This is a genomic window from Pseudomonas sp. CK-NBRI-02 (assembly GCF_008124495.1).
In the GTDB taxonomy this organism is placed as follows: domain Bacteria; phylum Pseudomonadota; class Gammaproteobacteria; order Pseudomonadales; family Pseudomonadaceae; genus Aquipseudomonas; species Aquipseudomonas guariconensis.
On sequence record NZ_VSJH01000010.1, the window covers coordinates 23123 to 43953 of the forward strand.

Here is a 20831-nt window from a genome sequence, read left to right on the forward strand (position 1 = left end):
CGTTAGTGAGTCGAGCGTGGTTTTTTTTTGGAGACCGATCGATGCCGCTGCACCCTGATATTGAAGGATTTCTCGAACTGGTGGAGTTCGGTCGCCTGACCGGCAAGAGCCAGCCCATGCATGAACTGTCGCCGCAACAGGCACGCGAGCAGTTCGCCCAAGCTTCACGGCTGCTGGACAGCGCCCCGGCCGGCAACCTGGAAATCACCCAGCTGACGATCCCCAGCCGCGACGGCCAGCCCCTGGCGGCGAGGGCCTATCAGCGTGCCCAGGGTGCGGAGCGACTGCGTCCGGTATTGGTGTATTTCCATGGGGGTGGCTATGTGGTGGGGAGCCTGGACTCCCACGACACCCTATGTCGTCGCCTGGCCTTGGCGGGGGGCTTCGTGGTGCTGTCGGCGGACTACCGGTTGGCGCCGGAGCACAAGTTCCCCACCGCATTCAACGATGCCGAGGACGTGGCGCTGTGGCTGCTCAATGAAGGCGCCCGTCATGGCCTGGATGCCGGGCGGGTGGCGTTGGCAGGCGACAGCGTCGGCGGCAGCCTGGTGGCCGCGCTGGCGATCCGCGCCGCTTCGGCCCCGGAGCAACTGGCGTTGCGGCCGAAGGTCCAGGTGCTGCTGTACCCGGTGCTGGACGCGGCGGTGGAGCGACCCTCGCTGGAACGCTTCGCCGAGGGCTACCTGCTGGAGAAGCAGTCGCTGCGCTGGTTCTACCGGCAGTACGAACGTGATACTGCAGACCGGCTGGACTGGCGCTTCTCGCCGATCCATGCCCAGCTGCCAGCGCAACTGGCGCCGACGATCCTGTGGCTGGCCGAGTTCGATCCATTGCTCGATGAAGGCCTGGCTTATGCCGAACGGGTGCGCGGGGCTGGGCTCGAGATCGACTGCGAGGTCAAGGCAGGCATGACACACGACTTTGCACGCATGGGCGAGGTGGTAGGCGAAGTGCCCGAAATGCTGACGACGCTGGCGCAGGAAATCCAGCGGCGGCTCTGAGCGCTTGGGGGCCGCTGCGTGGCCCATTAGGGGCGCAGCGGTTTTGCTTGCTTTTTCCAAGAAAAAAGTAAGCCGCCGTAAGGGCGCAAGGGTGAATCAGCGTCACCCAGCTCAATGGCTAAGCCCACAAACCTCAGAACCGACACAGCCCCAACGAAAAAGCCGGAGCCCACACACGTGGCTCCGGCCTCCTGGTCCTGCTTGGCGCCGATCAGTAGCGGGCGCGCAAGGTCAAGGTCAGATTCCGCGGTTCGCCATAGAAGTTCGACCCCCAGGCACTATCAACCCGGTCGTAGTACTTGCGATCGAACAGGTTGTTGGCGGTCAGGGTCGAGCTCAGGTGCTCGCTGAATTTGTAGCCCACCTGCGCGGTGGTCACCGCGTAGCCACCCTGAACGAAGTCGACATCACCGCGTCTGTAGGAGGTTTCGCTGACCACACGGGTACCCCCGGCCACATGGAAGCCTTTGAGCGCGCCGTCGAGGAACTCGTATTTGGTCCACAGATTGAAGTTGTGCTTGGGCGTGATGGTGCTGAACTGGCTGCCTTTGCTCACGCCGTTGGTGGTGTCGTCCTCCAGCAGCTTGGTCATGGTGAAGGCATAGCCGGTGGCGATGCTCCAGTTGTCGGTCAGGTTGCCGGTCAGCTCGGTTTCCCAGCCTTGGCTGCGCACCTTGCCGCTGGCTTCGTAGCCATTGACGCCGTTCCACTGGGCACGGTTCTCGTCGAAGATCTGGAACATCGCCAGGGATGCGTTCAGGCGACCATCGAGCAGTTCCTGCTTCAGGCCCACTTCATACTGCTTGCCCTTGTGCGGGCCGACCATCTGCTTGCCGGTGGCGTCGGTTTCGCTCTGGGGCTTGAACACGCTTGTGTAGCTGGCGTAGGCCGAAAGCTCGGGGGTCAGCTTGTAGACGATGGCGCCATAGGGAATGGCCTTGGCGTTGGTCTCGGTGGACGGGTTGCCGAAGTTGTTGAAGAAGGTGTTGGCGTTCTTCGCGTCAGCTTCGAACCAGGTCACGCGGCTGCCCAGGATCACGTCCAGCTCGTCGGTGACACTGAGCTTGGTGCGGCCATAGATCCCGTACTGCTCACTCTTGGAGTAGTTGAAGTTGGTGTGCGGCATGTCCAGGTGCGGCAGGTCGTTGGCGCCGCCGATGCCGATCGGAAAGCCGTCCGCCCAGCCGTCGCCGTCAAGGTCCGCTGTGCCGTAGGTGAAGGCTTTGTCCAGGTGCTGGTATTCGCCACCGAGGGTGAACTCGTGGGTACGACCGGCGAAGGTGAATGGCGAGGTGACGAAGCTGTCCAGACCCATGGTCTTGATGCGGGTGTAGTAGGAGTACATCGACGCGATGGCGGTATTGGTCGCCGGGTCCACGCCGTCGGTGGTCCAGGTGAACTCGCGGGTGGGGGTGCGGGCATCGCGGTAGGTCAGCGAGGTCTTCCACTGGCCGCCATTGTCCAGGGCGTGGTCGAGTTCGGTGAAGGCTTCCCAGGTCTCTTCCTTGAGCGTGTTCCACTTGGCATCGATGTAGGTGTGACGGCCCACATCCAGCAGCTTGCCGTTGGCATAGGCCGGCAGGCCGAACGCCGGAGTGGAGTCGTTCTCCTGGTAGGCACCACCGAACGACAGGGTGGTGCTCGGGTCCAGGTCCATTTCCAGGCGACCATAGAACATCGGGCGCTCGTTCTCGACATAGTCGACGAACGATTTGTTGTTCTCGTAGGCGGTGACCGCACGGCCGCGGATCGTGCCTTCGGCATTCAGCGGGCCGGTGACGTCGACCATGGTGCGATAGCGGTCCCAGGAACCTGCGGCCACCTCGCCGTTCAGGGCGAAGGTGTCCAGGGCGCGCTTGCGCACCACGTTGATGGTACCGGCCGGCTCGCCGGACCCTGCGTACAGGCCGCTCGGGCCGCGCAGCACTTCGACGCGGTCATACATGGCCAGGTCGAAGCTGGTGGCCATGTCGCCTTGGCCGGTGATCTGCGAGACGCCATCGACCTGCACCTGGTCCACCAAAAAGCCGCGCATGTACACGTCGTTCAGGCTTGAGCCGGTGTTGTAGGTCTTGATGGTGGCGCCGGTGACCTGGCGCATCGCGTCCTGCAGGTTGTTCATGTTCTGGTCATCCATGCGCTGGCGGGTGACCACGGTCACCGACTGCGGGATGTCCTTCAGGCGCTCGGTGCCTTTGCCGATGGTGACCGCCTGGGCCGCGTAGGAGTGCGTGCCTTCGGAGGTGGCGCTCAGGGCCTGGCCGTCGATCTGGATGTTCCCCAACTCCAGAGCGTCGCCCGCCGAGGGCCCCTGCAAGGTGACCTGGGAGCCGTCGATGCTGTAGCGCACGCCGGTGCCTTGCAGCATCTGGCGCAGCGCTTGCTGCGGCTCAAGGCGACCGTTCACCGCGGTGGAGCGCTTGCCGCCGACGGTGTCAGGGCTGAACAGGATCTGCAGGTTGGTCTGCTGGCCGAGGGCTTGCAGTGCCGAGCCCAGCGGTTGCGACGGGATGTTCAACTGGATTTCCTGGGCCTGGACCAGCGCTGCGCAGGGCAGCATGAGGGCCAGGGCCAACGGTGACAGTACGTGTTTGACAGACATCGTGCTTCCTTTGAAGGAACTTGTAATTTTTTGGGTGAATGAGAGTTGTTCGTATTCAAGGAGAAGACGCATAGCCTTCTGGAAACCGGAAAAAATTCTTGCAGGTAGGGGTAAAAAGACGCGCCTGGGGTCAGGCGCGCTCGGTCAAGGGATGCAATTGGCCGCCACGTACTTCGATGAGCTGGTCGGCCAGGTCGAAGTAGCGGTCGTCGTGGGAGATCACGATCACGGTCTTGCCCTGGCGTTTGAGGTCCGGCAACAGCTCGGTGTAGAAGACCTTGCGAAACGCCGGATCCTGATCGGCGGCCCACTCGTCGAACACCAGCACCGGACGCTCGTCGAGCCAGGCGTGCAGCAGGGCCAGGCGTTTGCGCTGACCGGTGGAGAGGTCGGTGGTCGAGAACGCGCCGTCGCGGATGGTCACCTTGTGCGCCAGCTCCAGGCGCTCGAGGTAGGCCTGGGTGTGCTCGGGGAGCACGCCCTTGCGTTCGAGCAGTTCCTGGAAGAGGAAGAAGTCGGCGAACACGGTGGTGAACAGCTGGCGATAGTCGTCACGCTGGGCAGGGCCGACGGCCTGGCCGTTGAGCAGTACCTGGCCGCTGTCGGGTTCGTACAGGCCCAGCAACAGCTTGATCAGGGTGGTCTTGCCGCTGCCGTTCTGGCCGACGATGAACAGCAGTTCACCTGGCGTGACCGTCAGATCGAATGGCCCCATGCGAAATGGTGGCAAGCCGTCGACGCTGGGGAAGGCATAGGTCAGTCCACGCAGCTCCAGGCTTTTGAGCACAGGGCGTGCGTTGGTCTCGTTGGCGGGGAGCAGGAACGGCTCGGGCGTGGAGAACGCGGCGTTCATGTCGGCGATGCGCTTGAGGGCGACGGCGTTGCGGCTGATCAGCGGCAGCAGGCTGAGCACCGATTCCATCGGGCCTTTCATGAACAGCAAGGTCATGATGAAGCCGCTGAGCACGCTGTTTTCGACCGGCACCCCCCAGGTCTGCTGGGCCAGGCACAAGCCGATGACCATGAAGAACAGCAGCGAGCCGAAGGTGCTGGCACTCAGGAAGATGTTCACCGAGCGGATTTGCAGTGCGGCGATGCGCTGCACGGTGGGAATCACCTGCTCGCGGTACAGCGTGTGCCGGCGCTGGCGGTGCATGCGCAGTTCCTTGGCGCCCTCGGCCATGCTGCGGTAGTACTTCTGCAACTGGTCTTCTTCTTCGCGGGCGGCTTCGAAGCCGCCCATGCCATGGCTGCGCGCCACGTACTGGGCGATGCAGCCAAGCACCACAGCGCTGGCGGTGATCAGGAACAGCGTCCCATCGAGCATGGCCAGGTAGCCCAGGCAACCCAACGTCACGGTCAGCGAGACGATCAGCTGCGGCAGGCCGAAGGTGAAGTCGCTCACGGTGTCGATGTCGTGGGTCAGCACCGGGATCAGGCGATGGCTGCGGTAGCGTTCCAACTGCTCGATTGGGGCGCAGAGTACCTTGCCGCCCAACGAGATGCGCAGGCGCGCGATCACCTGCTGGCCAACGTAATTGGTGCCGATGTTCGCGGCGATGGCGCAGCCCAGGGCCAGCGCGCACAGTCCGGCAAAGCCGAGCATGACCGCGCTGGCGATAGCCTGCTCGCTGTGCATCAGGGCGTTGATCCTCGCCAGCAGTGCGGTCACGCTCAGGCCGCCGACGATCCCCAGCACGATGGAGACGGCCAGGGTGGGCAGCAGCGGGCGCAGGATCGACAGCAGTTCGCGGGATGTAGCCTTTGTCGAGCTCATGAAGCGTCCTCAAAAAACGGCCGCGCGTTACGCGCGGCTCAGGGCGACGGCTTCACGCAGCCCGGCACGCTGGCCGGCCAGAGTCTGGTACAGCGACTGACCGATTTCGCTGGCGCGCATCGGCAGCACCGAGAGCAAGGTGTCGGACAGGCCGTGTGAGCTTTCGCAGAACCCTTGCAGGTACACCGCCGCCTGCAGGTCGTCGCTGGCCAGGGCCCGGTAGTCGCGATCGACCACGAAGTCCTTCAGGTGCTGCTGCAGGGGCGCCAGAAGCTCGCGGTGCGAACGGCGTTCGTAGCCGGTGGCAAGGATCACCGCGTCGTAGCGATGGGTCTGCTGCTGGTGTGTGGCCAGGTCCTGCAGGGTCAGCTCGATGCCCTCGGCAGTGGCGGTGGCCGCTTCGACTTGACGGCGGCAGAGCACGGCGTGACGGAACTGGTGGGCGACTTTCTGGCGATAGAGGATGCCGTAGATGCGCTCGAGCAGGTCGATGTCCACCACCGAGTAGTTGGTGTTGTGGTACTCATCGATCAGTTTCTTGCGCTCGGGCTGGCTCTGGTTGAACACCAGGTCGGTGTACTGCGGCGCGAAGATTTCGTTGACGAAGGGGCTGTCGTCGGCGGGTTTGAGCGCCGAGGCGCGTACGATCATGTCGACCTTCACCGATGGGTAGCTGTCGTTCAGGTCGATGAACGCCTCGGCCGCGCTCTGGCCAGAGCCGATGATGGCGATGCGCATCGGCTTGCCGTCGCTGCAAGGCAGGGCCGCCAGGCTCTTGAGGTAGGTGGAGTGGTGGAAGACCCGTGGATCATGCTTGAACGCGGCGAAGGTCGCCGGCACTTTCGGCGTGCCGCCGGTGCCGACCACCACCGAGCGGGCCAGGCGGCGGCGCTCCTGGCCGCCCGCCTCGCGGGAGATCACTTGCAGGTGCTGGATGCGCCCGGCTTCCAGGACCGGCTCGATGCGCACCACTTCCTCACCATAGGCCGCCTGGGTGGCGAAGTGTTCGGCAGCCCAGCGCAGGTAGTCGTTGTACTCCAGGCGGCAGGGGTAGAAGGTGCCCAGGTTGACGAAGTCCACCAAGCGCTGCTTCTGGTGCAGGTAGTTGACGAAGCTGTAGGGGCTGGTGGGGTTGCGCAGGGACACCAAGTCCTTGAGGAAGGAGATCTGCAGTTCGCTCTGGGTGGCCAAGGTGTCGCCGTGCCAGCGGTAGTTGCGCTGCTTGTCGATGAACAGGGCATCGAGGGCGTAGCCGTGGGTGTCGGCGAGTTCTTCCAGGGCGATGGCCAAGGCCAGGTTGGAAGGGCCGAAGCCTACGCCAATCAGGTCGTGAAGGGGCTCGGAGGTTGGGTGCTGGCTCATGGTGACGATTCCTCGGGGTCTGTCGGAGGTGGGTGCCTTGAAGGCACCCGGGTCCTGCGCATGTACACCGATAGAACGAGCCGTCAGCCGTGCAATTTAGAACTCTTCTCGTTCTCCAGTTCCCGGACGACGCGAAAGCCGATCCAGTCGCCGCGATCGTCCGGATAGGTCTGGTTGCGGTTGCCCGAGCGGGAGAAGATCGGTGCTTCGCCCCAGTCGTTGCCGCGCAGTTGCACAAGCTCGCAGTTGGGTTCCTTCCAGGCGCTGCCATCGCTGGGCGCGCCGACGTAGCTGTCGTGATAGCAGTCGGCAGTCCATTCGTAGACGTTGCCGTGCATGTCGTACACGCCGAAGGCGTTAGGCGGGTAGCTGCCCACGGGAGCGGTATAGCTGAAGCCGTCCTTGGGGCCGTAGACGTTGGCGTGGCGGGTGATTTCGTAGTCGGCATCCGGGTCCAGAGGGAAGGGGAATGGCCCAGTGCTGCCCGCACGGGCCGCGTATTCGCGTTCTGCCTCGCTGATCATGCGGTAGGTATGGCCGGTCTTTTTCGACAGCCAGGCGACATAGGCCTCGACGTCCTTGTAGCTCATGCACACGGCAGGGTGGCGGTCGGCGGTTTTGGGGTCGAGCTTGTAGCTGGGGACGCTGTTGGTGCAGCGCCGGCCTGGGCGATCGTCACCGTCGGCGATCACCGTACCGGTCTGTTTGAGGTAGGCCTGCCACTCGCCTGCGGTAACGTGGAAGCGGCTGATGGCGAAGGGTTTGTCGAAGGTCACCAGGTGCAACGGGCCCTCGTCAGGCTGACGGCCGACCTCATCGTCCGGGGTGCCCATCTGGAAGCTACCGGCGGGCAGTACCACCATCTGCGGGCAGTCCTTGCAGTCCTGGAACACTTCGCCGGGCTTGTGGTCGTGCGCGCCTCGGGCCGGGCCTGCGAGCAGGCAGCCGAGCAGGCCGAGTAGGGATAGCGGGCGTAGCAGGTTCGTGGGCATCGTGGGTTCCTTGCTGTGGCGGTCATAGCGTGCGCTTGAGCAGCGCGAGGGTACGGTCGAGTTCCTGTTCGTCGTTGAGCAGGCCCGGCGCGGTGCGGATCACCGGGCCTGCGTCGCGGTACACGGCGTCGACCATCACCCGGTGTTCGATCAGGTAGTTGGCGAACCGGTCCTGGTCTTCCTCGGCCTTGACGCGGAAGAAGGTGAACCCGGCCGAATGGGTGCTGCCTTGGGGGGTGACCAGTTGGAGTTGGTCGATTTCCGCCAGGCGCTGTTTGAAGTAGTCGTTGAGCTGGTGGATACGCGCCTGCACATCGGCCTTGCCCAATTGCAGGTGCAGCTCGAAGGCTTTGCCGACTGACCAGCGGTGCTCGAAGCTGTGATAGCCCCCGGGGGTCATGATGGTGGCGAAGTCCTCGTCCTCGGAGAACGTGGCGAAGGTGGGTACCAGATGGTCTTGCAGTTTTTCGCTGGCGGCGCAGATCAGGCCGGTGCCCCGGGGGCCGAACATCCACTTGTGGGTGCCGGCGATGAAGTAGTCGCAGTTGAAGTCGGAAAACTGCGCATCTTCCACGCCGAACCCATGCACGCCATCGACCACGTAGACGATGCGATCCTGCTCGTCGCGGTCGCGATTGTGCCGACGCACCAGCTCGCCGATCTGGCCAATGGGCAGTTTCACGCCGCTGCCCGAATGCACCCAGGTCATGCCCAGGACGCGGGTATGGGGCCTGATGGCGCGGTCGATGGTCTCCAGGATGCGCTCGGTGCTGACGTTCCAGGCCTCGTCGAACAGGCGAAGCTTTCGCACCTGGGTGCCTTGCCGGCGTTGGCGAAGGTCGAAGCTGGTGTTGGCCGAGTAGTGTTCGTGCTCGGTGGTGAGGATCTCCTGGTGCGGCGCCACCTTCAGGCCCGCGTAGATCATCCCCAGGCCTTCAGTGGTGCTGCCGGTCAGGGCAATCTGGCGGGGTTTGACGCCCAGATAGCGTGCGGCCCACTCGCGGACCTCGGCCTCGCGCTTCCACACTGCCTGGCTGTGCCAGTCCATCCACTGCGCCGGGTTGCGGTCGAGTTCGGCGCGGTAGCGGTCGATGCTCTCCTGCACTGGCCGAGGGTGGGTGGTCACCAGGAAATTGGACAGGTGAATCACCTCCGGCGCCTGGGGAAACAATGTGCGCAGCTGGCGCCATTTGTCCTGGCCGGTCAGCGACGCGGGCGCGGCGACGGCCAGGGCGTGGGGCATCATGGGAAGGCTTGCGGCCAGCAGGCCGGCTTGCTTGAGGAAGGTACGGCGATTGCTCATGAGCGGTCAGGCCTTGATCAGCGGTGGGCGACAGGGTGGGCGGATTTCTGGACCTGCTCCCACACGCGCAGGAAGTTGCCGGCCCACAGCTTGGCGATGTCGGTTTCGCTGTAGCCGCGGGTGAGCAGTTCGGCGGTGACATTGCGGATTTCGCTGACGTCCTTCCAGCCCTCCAGGCCGCCGCCGTCATTGAAGTCCGAGCTGATGCCGACATGGTCGATGCCGACCTTCTTGACCGTGTAGTCGATGGCATCGACGTACTGCTTGAGGGTGGCCTTGGGCTCTTCCTCGAGGATGCCGTAGAGCGAACTTGCGTACTCGCCGAAGCGCGCCTCGGGCCAGATGGCGATCACCGCATCGCCTGGCATCAGGGCGTTGGCCAGGCCCTGCAAGGGCGGCAGGTCGAAACGCGTGCGCAGGGCCTGGAGCTTGTCGAGTACTGGCTTGCCCAGCGGTTTGAGGTACTGGCCGAAGCCGACCACCTGGATCACGCCGCCGCTGTCCTTGATCAGTTGCATCTCCTTGTCGGACAGGTTGCGTGGAATATCCACCAGTGCCCGGGGCGCGGAGTGGGAGGCGACGATCGGCGCGCGGGAAAGACGGGCGACATCTTCCAGGGCCAGCGTGGACATCTGCGACACATCGATGATCACGCCCAGATCGTTCAGGCGCTTGACCGCCTGCTCACCCAGCGGCGACAGCCCGCCAAGGGCATCGGCGGTGTCGTTGAAGAACGGCAGCGGTCGCGAGGAGTCGGCCCAGTCGTTGTTGCCGGTGTAGCTGAAGCCGAACATGCGCATGCCACGCGCCGCCCATAGGTCGAGCTGGGACAGGTCGTGGCCGAGCGGGTAGGCATTGAGCATGCTGATGAAGATGGCGAACTTGCCTTCGCCGTTCAGGCGTCGGAAGTCTTCGGGGGTGTAGGCGATGCCCACTTGGTTGGGGAAATCGCGGACCATGCCGGTGATGATCTTGTAGCGCACTTCCTGCTGGTGGCGGGCCTCGTCGACGAAGCCCGGGGTGGGACGGTGCGGGGCGTTGGGCCCGTTCCAGATCTCCGGCCAGCCGAAAATCGTCAGCGCCGCGCCGGAGAGTCGTCCACGGCCGGCCTTGACCAGGTCGAACTGGCCCGGCCCGTCCTTGTCGAGCTCGTTGCCTGCTGTACCCAGGTCCAGTGGCACGGTCACATGGCTGTCGAAAGAGAGCATGTGCTCGTGCAGGGCATTGGCCTGCTCGACGATGGGGCGCGGGTAGCCAGGATCCTGGCCGAACCAGTGGAAGTAACCGGCAGCGCCAAGGGCGGCTGCCAAGGCCAGGGGCAGGCCGATGTACAGGGCTTTGCGGGAGCGGGTCGTGGTCATTGCCATCTCGTTGCAGGGCTGATCGGGGCGAGGTGCCGGGCAGGTGTGGGCCAGGGCAGGGCTCGGGTATCAGGTGGACGAATGGCGGGACGGCAAATTTATTGGCGGGCGCTGACGCTCAAGAAGTGCGCCGGGCGGCCGATAGTTACTGCGTCTAAATGGCCCTAATGGGCAGGGAGAAACACATGGTAGGCATCACAGGGATCAACATCGCTAGCCCATCGCTGGCCACGACCACCCAGGCGGGCGAGGCGGACAAGACCGAACAGGGCAAGGCGACGGGCGTGCAGGTCGATCTTTCCGGGCTGCGTGATACCGCGCAGGCCAAACAGGCCAAGCAAGCGGAAAGTGCCGAGGACAGCGGTGAGCCGCCGCACATCAAGCAATTGCGGGAGATGATCAAGAAGTTGCAGAAGCAGCTGGCCGAGGAGCAAAAGCAACTGGCTCAGCTGGCGGCCCAGAACATGGACGAAACCAGCAAGCTGGCAGCGATCACCGCCAAGCAGGCGAGCATCGCCACGATCAGCGGTGAAATCCAGGCGGCCACCGCGCAACTGTTGGAAGCCCTGAGCAAAACCGGCGGCAGCAGCGCCGGTGGCATGGTCAGTACCCAGGCTTGAAACCTGGGATGCGCATTCGCGGGTAAATCCGCTCCCACAGGTTTTGCGGTGCTCTCACGAACCCCGCCATACCTGTGGGAGCGGATTTACCCGCGAAGCAGGCGCCGCGCAGCATGGTCGCGGATCAGTCGTTGGCCAGGCGCGGACGGCTCTGGCGCTCGGCCTTGTACTGCATCGCCACCGCCGGTGCCGGCTTGGCGCTGCCGGTCTCCAACCACTGGCGCATGCGACTGGCATCGGCGAAGTGGGTGTACTTGCCGAAGGCATCGAGGATCACCATGGCCACTGGGCGATTGTCCATCTTGGTCAGCAGCACCAGGCAGTGGCCGGCCTCGTTGGTAAAACCGGTCTTGGTCAGCTTGATGTCCCAGTTGCTCTTGTTCACCAAATGGTCGGTGTTACGAAAGCCCAGTGTGTAGTTGGGCTTGCGGAACGCCACGGTCTTTTCGCGGGTGGTGGAAAGCTCGCTGAGCATCGGGTACTTGCGCGAAGCCATCAGCAGCTTGGCCAGGTCACGGGCGGTGGAGACGTTCTGGGTCGAAAGGCCGGTGGGCTCGACATAGCGCGTGTGCGCCATGCCCAGGCTGCGCGCCTTGGCATTCATTGCCTTGATGAACGCGCTGTAGCCACCCGGATAGGCGTTGGCCAGGCTGTTGGCGGCGCGGTTCTCCGAAGACATCAGGGTGATCAGCAGGGTCTCGCGACGGTTGAGCTGGCTACCGAGCCGCACACGGGAATAGACACCCTTCATCTCCGGGTTGTTGGCAATGGTCATGGTGAGCATCTCATCCATGGGCAGCTTGGCGTCCAGCACCACCATGGCGGTCATCAGCTTGGTGACCGAAGCGATGGGCACTACGCGGTCGGCATGGCTGGAATACAACTCCTGGTTGGTGTTCAGGTCGATCAGCAGGGCGCTGCCGGAGGCCAGGTGCAGCTTGGCGGGGTCGCGTTGTACCTGGGCCGGGGGTTGTGCAGCAGCGGTCGACGGAAGGGTCGCGGTTCCTGTGAGCAACAGCAGCAGGCTGAGGATGGACAGGGAAGTTTTCACGTTGAGGCTCACTAAAAGTTGGTATGTCGTTGGCTGTGCAAGGGTTTCCCCCAAAAAACCGATGCATTCTGGAGTATGGCCGAACGGCTGTCGAATGCCTTATATCCAAAGGGCGCAAGGTGAACGAAATTTAATCCTGTACCCGTTCAGCGACATAGCCAGTACCGCTGGGCTCAGCGATGCCCAACGTGGTCAATAAGAAGTCGGCACGCTCAGCCACGCTGATCTTGGGCAGCAGCGATACCGCATAGCCTAGCGCTGGATAAGTCTTCTGGAGCTGCTCGAACTCACATCGAGCGGCAGCCATGTCATGGCGGCGCTCTGCGTCCTGCACGTAAATCTCTGCCCATGGCGGTGCCAGGAAAACATGAGGGTTATAGGGATGCTGCTGGCTGAGCTTTTCCAGTATGAGATCGCCGGTCAGGGTCTGAAGCGCAGCCGCCGCGTCGATCAGGCCACGGTCGAAGAACACCCATTGCGAACTACCACATGGCGCATTGGCATAGTCCTCCAGCGCTACGTCGATGGCCCGACGCAAGAAGGCTTCCATATCAATCCAAGGCAATGCCTTCCCGCCTGCGCGTTCCTCTGCCTGCACGACACGCCGCCCGGGCTCTTCTACCACTGCATAGCCGCGCCGCTTAAGCTCGGACAAGAGAGTTGATTTACCTGCGCCTGAGCAGCCGGAAATAACGACGAAGTGATTCATATGTACTCGGTCCGAAAGCCTTCCTTTCAACTGAGCTACGCAGTTTTGCATAAGCGATACTAGATTGCGCTCATCAACAAGCAGGGCACGCCTGAAACGTATGGCCCTGGGGATATTCGGCGAAGTCGTTCCGGGCGGCCGAGGGAAGCGCGACAGCCATCACTGAATCGGCTTGATCAGCTCCGGGCCCTGGTTTCTGACGTTGCCCACGGCCGCGCTCACCCGGAACCACTCGAATTCTTCAGCGGGTTCGCCCAGGTTCAACGCCATTTGCTCGGCATGCTCTGGTTGGAATGCAGGGTCTACCCAGGCTCTGGCTGGTCCTGGGGCCAGAACCACCGGTCGCCGATCATGCACATCGACCATGCCGCCTTGGGCGTCGGCGGTGATGATCACGAAGCCGTCGTGCTCACTGCCGGTGAACTGGCCGATGCTGGCACATAGGGCGGGTCGCCCGTCCCGACGCCGGATGTAGTAGGGCTGCTTCTTTGGCCCGCCTTCATCGACCCACTCATACCACCCGTCCACCGGCGTGATCGCCCGATGCGGCCAGATTGCCCGGAAGAATGGCCCGTGGGCGACCTTCTCGATTCTGGCGTTGATCGGCGGCGCTCGATCGGTCGCCCAGTGCGGCCGCCATCCCCACCTCACCAGATCCGCCCGCAGGCCTGCGTCATCCATTCGCAGCACGGCTACCTGCGTGGTGGGCGCCACGTTGTAGCACTCCATGGCTTGGTCGCCAATGGTGTCGCGCCAAACCCCAGGCATGCTCAGCGTATCGACGAAGTCGTGTATGCCACGGTACTGGCTGAGCCTTCCGCACATCTGACTTCCCTCCCGGTTAGCCAATAAGCATAGCCTTCTGCTCAACCTGCCCGATCTCTCGCCTCACTGTCTTTGAGGCCCTTTCGCGGGTCAAGATTTTAGCCGTCCTGGTCAGGCCTGTGCTTTACGGGCACCGCAGTGGGTGAATTAGCGTTTCGTCGTCGCAGCTCCTATCATCGCCAACGCTTTACGCAGGGATGATCCTCACTGGCTTGAAGGGATTGCTTAAATGGAAAGAAGCTATTTTGTCACGATGCTTGCGCTCATCCTTCATCAGATAGATGCCGCGTACTGGCAGGAATGGGAGATGTTTTTCCTGCCTGGCGGGGTGCAGGGCTTTTTGCTGTTCAATAGCTTGGCAATCCCCGTATTGCTGGTTGGCTATCGAAATGTTTTGCTGGGTACGGCCAACGCCATGGTCTTCGCTAAAGTGTGTGCCGGCCTGGGCCTGCTTACGGTCTTTATCCATACCGGTTTCGGCTTGGCTGGCTTTCATCAGTTTCACCTGCCTGCTTCGATCTGCATTCTCATTCTGTGTTTGGCCAGCGCTCTATGGCTGATGGCCAGAATACGATCCGCATTGCAATGAAGGCCGGGGCTTGCCTCTCTGACGTTCTCGCGGGAAACCCCACACAGGATGTGGCTCCAACAGGCAAAAAAAGCCCGCCAAGGAGGCGGGCAATAGGGGCTTGGGAGCAACGCACAACAAATTCGGTCAGGCCAGCAGGCTTGCGGCCTGCAAACGCTCGGCAAGGGCCTGGGCGGTGGCTCGGGAGGTCAGTGGACCGCTGACGGTCTCGCCATTGCGGATCAGGTACCAGCAGGCCAGCAATCCTTGTTCACGCAAGGTGGCCGGGACGGCGCTGCCGATGACGGACATGATCTGGATAGTGGCCATTTGAGAACCTCCTGTGTGACATGGGGCTACCTTATCGGGCATCCGGCGCGGCTTGAAATCAACTTCCTCAATAGTGCTAATCAGTTATATCAACGTTAACTCGGGTGCGAAGCAGTCCCTCTGTTACGCTACGTAAACGATTCAGCCTAGGAGAGCGGGGCAATGACGATTCCACCGAGCAGAGACACCGTGTTGTGCATTTCCCTGGCCGGGCGCCCCGGCACGTTCGGGGTACGCTTTCACAACCACCTCTACCGGCAGTTGGGGCTGGACTACTACTACAAGGCCATGACCACCCAGGATCTGCCCGCCGCGGTTGCAGGGATCCGCGCCCTGGGCATTCGTGGTTGCGGTGTGTCGATGCCTTACAAGGAAGCGTGCATGGCCTTGGTCGATGAAATCGATCCTTCGGCGGCGGCCATCGAGTCGGTCAATACCCTGGTCAACGAAGGCGGGTATTTGAAGGCTTACAACACCGATTACCTGGCGGTGCGTCAATTACTCCAACGCCATCAGGTCGACCCCAGCACTGCGTTCGCCCTGCGCGGCAGCGGTGGCATGGCCAAGGCGGTGGCCAGTGCCTTGCGCGATGCCGGATTCGCCGAAGGCATCATCGTGGCGCGCAATGAGCAGGCCGGGCGGCAACTGGCGGATGTGTGCGGTTATCGCTGGCTGCCGCAGCTGGGCGACCTGTGCCCGCCAATGCTGGTGAACGTGACGCCAATCGGCATGGCCGGTGGGCCCGAGGCAGAGGAATTGGCATTTAGCCCGGATGCCATCGCAGCAGCGCAGCAAGTGTTCGATGTGGTCGCGATGCCGGCGCGCACGCCGTTGATCCGCCATGCCGAGGCGCTGGGCAAGCCCGTGATTACTGGGTTGGAGGTGATCGCGTTGCAGGCGCTGGAGCAGTTCGTGCTGTATACCGGCGTACGTCCGACGGACGCGCAGGTGGCGGCGGCGGTGGAGTATGCGCGGCAGGCTTAGGGCCGTGCAGACGTTGTGGGAGCGGATTTTGCCCGCGAAAGCGGTAGTGGATCAGTCGACGTTTGGCGAGTAAACCCGCTCCCATGGGTGCAGCAGTCTTCGAACCGTCAGAACACCTGGCGGTCACCGTCGAGCTGTTGATCGACCAGCCAGCGGCCATGGGCCAGCGCGGCGTGCTGGGCGTTCTCCAGGTCGGACAGGAAGGCCATGTTCATCGGCAGCGACAGGCGGCGGCTGGTGTGTCCTTGGGGATCGGTGATCAGGCAGCCGGCAGCGAACGGCAGCGGCGACCCAGGGTGGGTCATGACGCTCGCGGTGATGGTGTGGTCGCGGTATTCACAGTGAAGGGTTTGCATCGTCCTTTACCTCGCTGTGGCTTGGAAACGGTTTATTCCATATACCACAGCGAGGGGCCGGGAGTTCCCGGCCCGACGAGCGTGCCCTGGCGGGCGAGGCTTAGAACGTGGTCGGCTGGATCACTTCGACCCAGTAACCGTCCGGGTCCTTGATGAAGGCCAGGTGCTTCATGCGGCCGTCCGACAGGCGCTTCTGGAAGGGCACTTCCAGGGCTTCGAAACGCTCGCAGGCGGCGCGTACATCCGGCACCGAGATGCAGATGTGGCCAAAACCGCGCGGGTCGGTGTTGCCATCGTGATAGGCGAACTCGGGGTCGTTCTCGGTGCCGTGGTTGTGGGTCAGCTCCAGAATGCCGGGGATCGACTTCATCCACTGGTGACGCTCGGCGTCATCGGCCGGGATCTGTGCCGGATCGACCAGTGCCAGGAAGTACAGGCTGAAGGCCGCTTCAGGGAAGTCGCGCTTGTCCACCAGGCTGAAGCCCAGCACGCGGGTGTAGAAGTCCAGCGACTTTTCGATGTCCTTGACCCGCAGCATGGTGTGGTTGAAGACGAAGTTGGCGGTGGCGGCATCCGGTGTGGCGGTGACGCCTGGCAGGGCGTGCAGATCGTGCAGGCTCATGGGTACTCCAGAAGAGAGGCCGGGACACAAGGCCCCAGCGGGAAAGACAGGTGAGCCATGATACGGCAGTGAGGCGTGAGCGCAAACGAAAGCGCCCTGCACGAGTGCAGGGCGCTGGAATTAGAGGCCCGCATGTGCGGGCGCGTGATGGGGTCGCTAGTCCTTTAGCTGGTTCGATACTGCGCGTGTCGATGTGAAAAAAGTGTGAAGTGGGTGTTGATGTTTCATGGGCGTACCCAACTTTCCACTGTCTTGGCGCCGTACTGTTCTTTCCAGGCCTTCAACCCGCGGTGGTTGCCACCTTTGGTCTCGATCAGCTCGCCGGTGTGCGGGTTCTCGTACACCTTCACCACACGGGGGCGGCGCTGCTGCTTGGGCGCCGTGGTCGGTGCCTTGGTCACTGCCTTCGGGTCGAGGATGGCGACGATGTCGCGCAGACTCTTGTCATAGCTTTTCATCAGGCCGACTAGTTTCTGCTCGAATTCGATTTCGCGTTTTAGGCCGGCGTCCTTTTTCATCGCCTCCAGTTGCGCCATTTGTTCCTGGAGAGCTTTTTCGGCAGCACGAAACTCTGCAAGTCTGGACACTGTCATCACTCCTGTAAGTGTCGTGGCAGGGCGTGACGAACATACAAGAAGCAATAAACGCCGGCCACGGGGATGGGTACAGCTGTTCGCTGATATCGATTGTAGTCGTCGTCCACTACTGGGTAAACCGCAAACTTTTTATAAGTAATCGCGGAACTTTGTTAGTTTTTCGCGCCTTATTCGCAGCGCGTTGCAAATTGCTCTTCAGCGGTGCTTAGACTATCGTCCAATGGCGCATGCTAGAGGGGTTTCACGATCATTCAAGATGATGGCCGTCGTGTTTGTCGGCTGTTCCGTAGTGCCGGGGGCAATGCTGCCCCGGATCGTTTTTCGCCTTCTTCCTGGATGTTCCTTTCGCATGTTTCCCCCGTTTTCCTCAGCCCCCGGGCGCCGTTTTACCGGCCTGTTGTTCCTGTGTGTCGGTGCCCATGCCCAGGCCGCCGGTTTTCTTGAAGACAGCAGCGCCAAGGTCGAAGCGCGCACTGTCTACTTCAACCGGGATTTCCGTGATGGCCACAGCAGTTCAAGTCAAGGCGCATCCAAACGCGAAGAAACGGCCCAGGGTTTCATTTTGAATGTGCAGTCCGGTTATACCCAGGGGCCGGTGGGGTTTGGTGTGGATGCACTGGGAATGGTCGGCTTCAAGCTCGATTCCAGCCCGGCCGATAGCAACAGTGGCCTGCTGCCCTCGTCGGGCCATGACCCGCGCGGTTCGGCCGATCAGTACGCCAAGCTTGGCCTGGCTGGCAAGGTCAAGGTGTCCGACACCGTGCTGCGCTACGGATCGATGATGCCGGATATGCCGCTGCTCAAGTACAACGATGGCCGTCTGCTGCCAACGATGTTCCATGGCGCGATGCTTACCTCCGAAGAAGTGCGTGACCTGAAGTTCACTTTGGCTCGCCTGAACCAGTACACCGCTCGGGACTCCACCGACCGCCAGGACATCCGCGTTCACTGCAAGAACAAGCGCTATGCCTGCAACATCGAGGCCGACCACTTCGATCTGGCCGGCCTTGACTACCGTTTCAATGACCGCCTCAGTGGCCAGTACCAGGTGTCGCGCCTGGAGAACATCTATCGCCAACAATTCCTGGGCCTGGTGGCCAGCCAGCCTCTGGCGGTGGGCAGCCTGTCGGCCGACCTACGCCTGATCAAGAGCGACGATATCGGCAACGCCCGCGCGGGTGAAATCGACCACCGTGCCTTCAGCGGTATGCTCGGTTACAGCCTGGGTGGGCACAAGATCAGCGCCGGCTGGCAGCGCATGTATGGCCAGAGCGCCATGCCGTATCTGGATGGCAGCAACCCTTACTTGGTCAACTACGCCCAGGTCAATGACTTTGCCGCCGCTCAAGAGCGCTCCTGGCAACTGCGTTATGACTACGACTTCAAGGCCCTTGGCGTACCGGGCCTGACATTCTTCACCCGCTACATCAACGGCGACCATATCAAGGTTCCCGGCAGCAGCGCCGAAGGCAAAGAGTGGGAGCGCGATACCGAGCTCAAGTACCAAGTGCAGAGCGGCACCTTCAAGGACGTGAGCGTGCGCCTGCGTAACTCCACCTACCGCAGCAACTATGAAAAATGGGCGCGGGACATGGACGAGACGCGGGTGATCGTGAGCTACAACTTCTCGATTCTCTAGCGTTTTGCCAAATGCCGCCGGCCGCTCGACAATGGCGGCTGGTTGGCAGGAGGACAGGGCGATGAAACGCGTGCTGCTGATTGGCATCGGTCCGGGCGACCCACGCCAGATCACCTATGAAGCGGTGGATGCGCTGCGGCGCGCCACGGTGTTCTTCGTCCTCGACAAAGGCGACGACAAGGATGAACTGGTGCAGTTGCGCAGAAACATCCTGGCGCGCTACGTGCCACAAGGCGGTTATCGCTTGGTGCAATTGAGCGACCCGCGGCGCGATGGCCAGGCGCAGGATTACCTCGGCGCGGTGCAGGACTGGCATCGCCAGCGCGCGGCCTTGTATGGCCAGTGGCTGCAGGACGAGCTGGGCCCTGACGATGTCGGCGCCTTCCTGCTCTGGGGCGAGCCGGGGTTGTACGACAGCACGTTGCGTGTGCTCGACCTTGTTCGCCAACAGGGCATGGCCTTGATGCTGGAGATCATCCCCGGCATCAGCAGCGTGCAGGCCCTGGCCGCGCGCCATCAGATTCCCCTCAATCGTATCGGCGAGCCTCTGACTGTGCTGCCTGGGCGGCGCCTGGCCGAGCAGACACGGATCGACAACGTGGTGGTGATGCTCGATGGGCAGTGCGCCTTCGCCGGGTTGGACGATCCGCAATTGACCATCTATTGGGGCGCCTACCTGGGGACCGAGGATGAGGTGCTGGTCGCTGGGCCGCTGCAAGAGGTCAAGGCACAGATTCTCGAGTTGAGGGTGCGATTGCGGCGACGCAAGGGATGGATCATGGACACCTACTTGCTGCGGCGCGAATGCTGACGTGGGACAGATCGGCAATCGGGGCCGCTTTGCGTCCCCGGTTTCAACGCCGACGCAACATGGCCCCAGTGAAGTTGTACAGACGCTGTTCATCCAGATGCGCCAGGCTGTGCTCGATCCGCTCGGTCAGGGCCAAGGCGTGGCGGTTGCGGTCGTAGCGGGTCTTGAGCAAGGGGGCGCAGGCCGCCTGGGCTTGTTGCCACGCCGCTTGGTCGCTGTAGAGCCGCACGCAGGCTTTCGCCAGTGCCTCGGCGGTCCCGGCGACGGCGCCGGGCCAGGGCAGGGCGCCGTGCATGGCCTCGGCGCCGATGGGCGTGGTGACGCTGGGGGTACCACAGAGCATGGCGTCGGCAAGCTTGCCCTTGATCCCGGCGCCAAAGCGCAGCGGCGCAAAACACAGGCGTGCGTTGCTCATCACCTGCAAGGCATCCTCGGCCCAGCCGAGCAGGTGGAAACCTTCGTCTGGGTTGTGCAACGCCTGGGCCTTGGGCGAGGCGTAGGCGCCGTAGATGTGCAACTGGGCTCCGGGCAAGTGGCGGCGGATCATCGGCCAGAGGTTGTGCTTCATCCACAGCACCGCGTCCCAGTTGGGTGCATGGCGGAAGTTGCCGATGGTCACGATGTGCTCGCGCTCGGCGAAGGGGCGCAACGTCTGGGCCGCAGGGTCGAGCATCAGCGGACACCAGTGCAACAGGTAGTCCGGCACACCAAAGCCATTGACCAGCAGGTCCGTTTCCACGTCCGAGATGATCAGCGACAGGTCGCAGCGGTAGATCGCGGCCAGCTCACGCTGGGCCAGCGCGCTCGGCGCCATCTGGCGGAACAGCTCGGGGCCGCTGGTGTTGAACAGGCCGCGGAAGTCGTTGGGGTCCAAGCCTTCGATCAGTCGCCGGCGCAGCAATTGGTGGCGGGCCTCGCGCAGGCTTTGCAGGTCTGAGGTTTCCAGCACGCGCAGGGCGTTGGGGCAGTGCCGGGCAACGATGGCGCCGAATTGCTCTTCCATTTCGAATCGGTCGAACAGCACCAGGTCGGGCGCCTGTTCGGTGAGGAGGTGGGCAATGCTTGCGTGGTCGCCGGCGAGGGCCAGCTCGGTGATGCCCAGGGCGCGGAGGTCGGCCTTGTGCTCGGCAGGCTCGGTGGTGCTGGCAAAGGTGATGCGCCAGTTGCGGGCGAGAAAACTCTCGAGGATCTGCATCATGTGACCGCCGACGGCGGAAGAGCGCGGTTCGGGCCAGGCTTGGCCGATGACCAGGACGTGGAGCATGGAGGAGGGCCTTGGGCTGGAAAAGGCGCTATTTAATCATGTCCGGGGGCAGGGGGCC

Annotated in this window: 20 protein-coding genes; 6 read left to right on the forward strand and 14 right to left on the reverse strand. The window is 62.8% G+C overall.

From position 1 onward, the window contains the following. The first annotated feature begins 41 nt into the window (after positions 1–41). Positions 42–1001, forward strand: a complete 960-nt coding sequence (locus DQ397_RS09910; RefSeq protein WP_043211578.1) for an alpha/beta hydrolase — start codon at positions 42–44, stop codon at positions 999–1001. Between the two features lie 211 nt (positions 1002–1212). Here the strand turns inward: DQ397_RS09910 and DQ397_RS09915 are convergent, their stop codons facing one another. From DQ397_RS09915 to pvdM, 6 genes are all read right to left on the reverse strand, one after another. Further along, positions 1213–3603, reverse strand: coding sequence for a TonB-dependent siderophore receptor (locus DQ397_RS09915; RefSeq protein WP_043211580.1), 2391 nt, complete (start codon positions 3601–3603; stop codon positions 1213–1215). A gap of 130 nt (positions 3604–3733) precedes the next feature. Next, the gene (locus DQ397_RS09920; protein ID WP_043211583.1) at positions 3734–5380 is read right to left on the reverse strand and encodes a cyclic peptide export ABC transporter; all 1647 of its coding nucleotides are present in this window, start codon (positions 5378–5380) and stop codon (positions 3734–3736) included. A 27-nt stretch (positions 5381–5407) separates the two neighbouring features. Continuing rightward, positions 5408–6742, reverse strand: a complete 1335-nt coding sequence (locus DQ397_RS09925; protein WP_043211586.1) for a lysine N(6)-hydroxylase/L-ornithine N(5)-oxygenase family protein — start codon at positions 6740–6742, stop codon at positions 5408–5410. A gap of 83 nt (positions 6743–6825) precedes the next feature. Beyond that, positions 6826–7734, reverse strand: coding sequence for a formylglycine-generating enzyme family protein (locus DQ397_RS09930; RefSeq protein ID WP_043211588.1), 909 nt, complete (start codon positions 7732–7734; stop codon positions 6826–6828). Between the two features lie 22 nt (positions 7735–7756). Beyond that, the gene (locus tag DQ397_RS09935) at positions 7757–9037 is read right to left on the reverse strand and encodes an aminotransferase class V-fold PLP-dependent enzyme (RefSeq protein ID WP_043211589.1); all 1281 of its coding nucleotides are present in this window, start codon (positions 9035–9037) and stop codon (positions 7757–7759) included. A gap of 17 nt (positions 9038–9054) precedes the next feature. Then, entirely contained in the window at positions 9055–10398 is a 1344-nt protein-coding gene (pvdM, locus tag DQ397_RS09940) for a pyoverdine-tailoring dipeptidase-like protein PvdM (protein ID WP_043211591.1), read from the reverse strand. A gap of 185 nt (positions 10399–10583) precedes the next feature. Here pvdM and DQ397_RS09945 point away from each other — a divergent pair, with 185 nt between their 5' ends. Beyond that, positions 10584–11018 carry a hypothetical protein gene (locus DQ397_RS09945; RefSeq protein ID WP_043211592.1) on the forward strand — a complete coding sequence of 145 codons (435 nt, stop codon included), beginning with the start codon at positions 10584–10586 and terminating at the stop codon, positions 11016–11018. A 124-nt stretch (positions 11019–11142) separates the two neighbouring features. Here the strand turns inward: DQ397_RS09945 and pbpG are convergent, their stop codons facing one another. From pbpG to DQ397_RS09960, 3 genes are all read right to left on the reverse strand, one after another. Beyond that, positions 11143–12069, reverse strand: a complete 927-nt coding sequence (pbpG, locus tag DQ397_RS09950; RefSeq protein ID WP_043211593.1) for a D-alanyl-D-alanine endopeptidase — start codon at positions 12067–12069, stop codon at positions 11143–11145. 130 nt (positions 12070–12199) lie between these two features. Then, complete coding sequence (locus DQ397_RS09955; RefSeq protein WP_043211594.1) at positions 12200–12778, reverse strand: AAA family ATPase; 579 nt, start codon at positions 12776–12778, stop codon at positions 12200–12202. 159 nt (positions 12779–12937) lie between these two features. Further along, positions 12938–13603 carry an SOS response-associated peptidase gene (locus tag DQ397_RS09960; protein ID WP_043211597.1) on the reverse strand — a complete coding sequence of 222 codons (666 nt, stop codon included), beginning with the start codon at positions 13601–13603 and terminating at the stop codon, positions 12938–12940. 229 nt (positions 13604–13832) lie between these two features. Here DQ397_RS09960 and DQ397_RS09965 point away from each other — a divergent pair, with 229 nt between their 5' ends. Beyond that, positions 13833–14192, forward strand: a complete 360-nt coding sequence (locus tag DQ397_RS09965; protein WP_043211599.1) for a DUF6713 family protein — start codon at positions 13833–13835, stop codon at positions 14190–14192. A gap of 126 nt (positions 14193–14318) precedes the next feature. Here the strand turns inward: DQ397_RS09965 and DQ397_RS09970 are convergent, their stop codons facing one another. Beyond that, complete coding sequence (locus DQ397_RS09970) at positions 14319–14501, reverse strand: hypothetical protein (RefSeq protein ID WP_043211600.1); 183 nt, start codon at positions 14499–14501, stop codon at positions 14319–14321. A 162-nt stretch (positions 14502–14663) separates the two neighbouring features. Between DQ397_RS09970 and DQ397_RS09975 the strand changes: the two genes are divergently transcribed. Beyond that, positions 14664–15485 carry a shikimate 5-dehydrogenase gene (locus DQ397_RS09975; RefSeq protein ID WP_043211601.1) on the forward strand — a complete coding sequence of 274 codons (822 nt, stop codon included), beginning with the start codon at positions 14664–14666 and terminating at the stop codon, positions 15483–15485. Between the two features lie 107 nt (positions 15486–15592). Here DQ397_RS09975 and DQ397_RS09980 read toward each other — a convergent pair whose 3' ends face one another. From DQ397_RS09980 to DQ397_RS09990, 3 genes are all read right to left on the reverse strand, one after another. Then, entirely contained in the window at positions 15593–15841 is a 249-nt protein-coding gene (locus tag DQ397_RS09980) for a hypothetical protein (RefSeq protein WP_043211603.1), read from the reverse strand. Positions 15842–15941: 100 nt separating this feature from the next. Further along, complete coding sequence (gene gloA, locus DQ397_RS09985; protein ID WP_043211604.1) at positions 15942–16463, reverse strand: lactoylglutathione lyase; 522 nt, start codon at positions 16461–16463, stop codon at positions 15942–15944. Positions 16464–16687: 224 nt separating this feature from the next. Further along, complete coding sequence (locus DQ397_RS09990) at positions 16688–17050, reverse strand: histone-like nucleoid-structuring protein, MvaT/MvaU family (protein ID WP_043211606.1); 363 nt, start codon at positions 17048–17050, stop codon at positions 16688–16690. A 358-nt stretch (positions 17051–17408) separates the two neighbouring features. Here DQ397_RS09990 and DQ397_RS09995 point away from each other — a divergent pair, with 358 nt between their 5' ends. Further along, positions 17409–18698 carry an OprD family porin gene (locus tag DQ397_RS09995; protein WP_043211608.1) on the forward strand — a complete coding sequence of 430 codons (1290 nt, stop codon included), beginning with the start codon at positions 17409–17411 and terminating at the stop codon, positions 18696–18698. Between the two features lie 61 nt (positions 18699–18759). After that, positions 18760–19509, forward strand: a complete 750-nt coding sequence (gene cobF, locus DQ397_RS10000) for a precorrin-6A synthase (deacetylating) (protein ID WP_043211610.1) — start codon at positions 18760–18762, stop codon at positions 19507–19509. A 43-nt stretch (positions 19510–19552) separates the two neighbouring features. Here the strand turns inward: cobF and DQ397_RS10005 are convergent, their stop codons facing one another. Continuing rightward, on the reverse strand, positions 19553–20773 hold the full coding sequence (locus DQ397_RS10005) for a glycosyltransferase (RefSeq protein ID WP_043211663.1): 1221 nt from the start codon (positions 20771–20773) through the stop codon (positions 19553–19555). Positions 20774–20831: the final 58 nt, after the last annotated feature.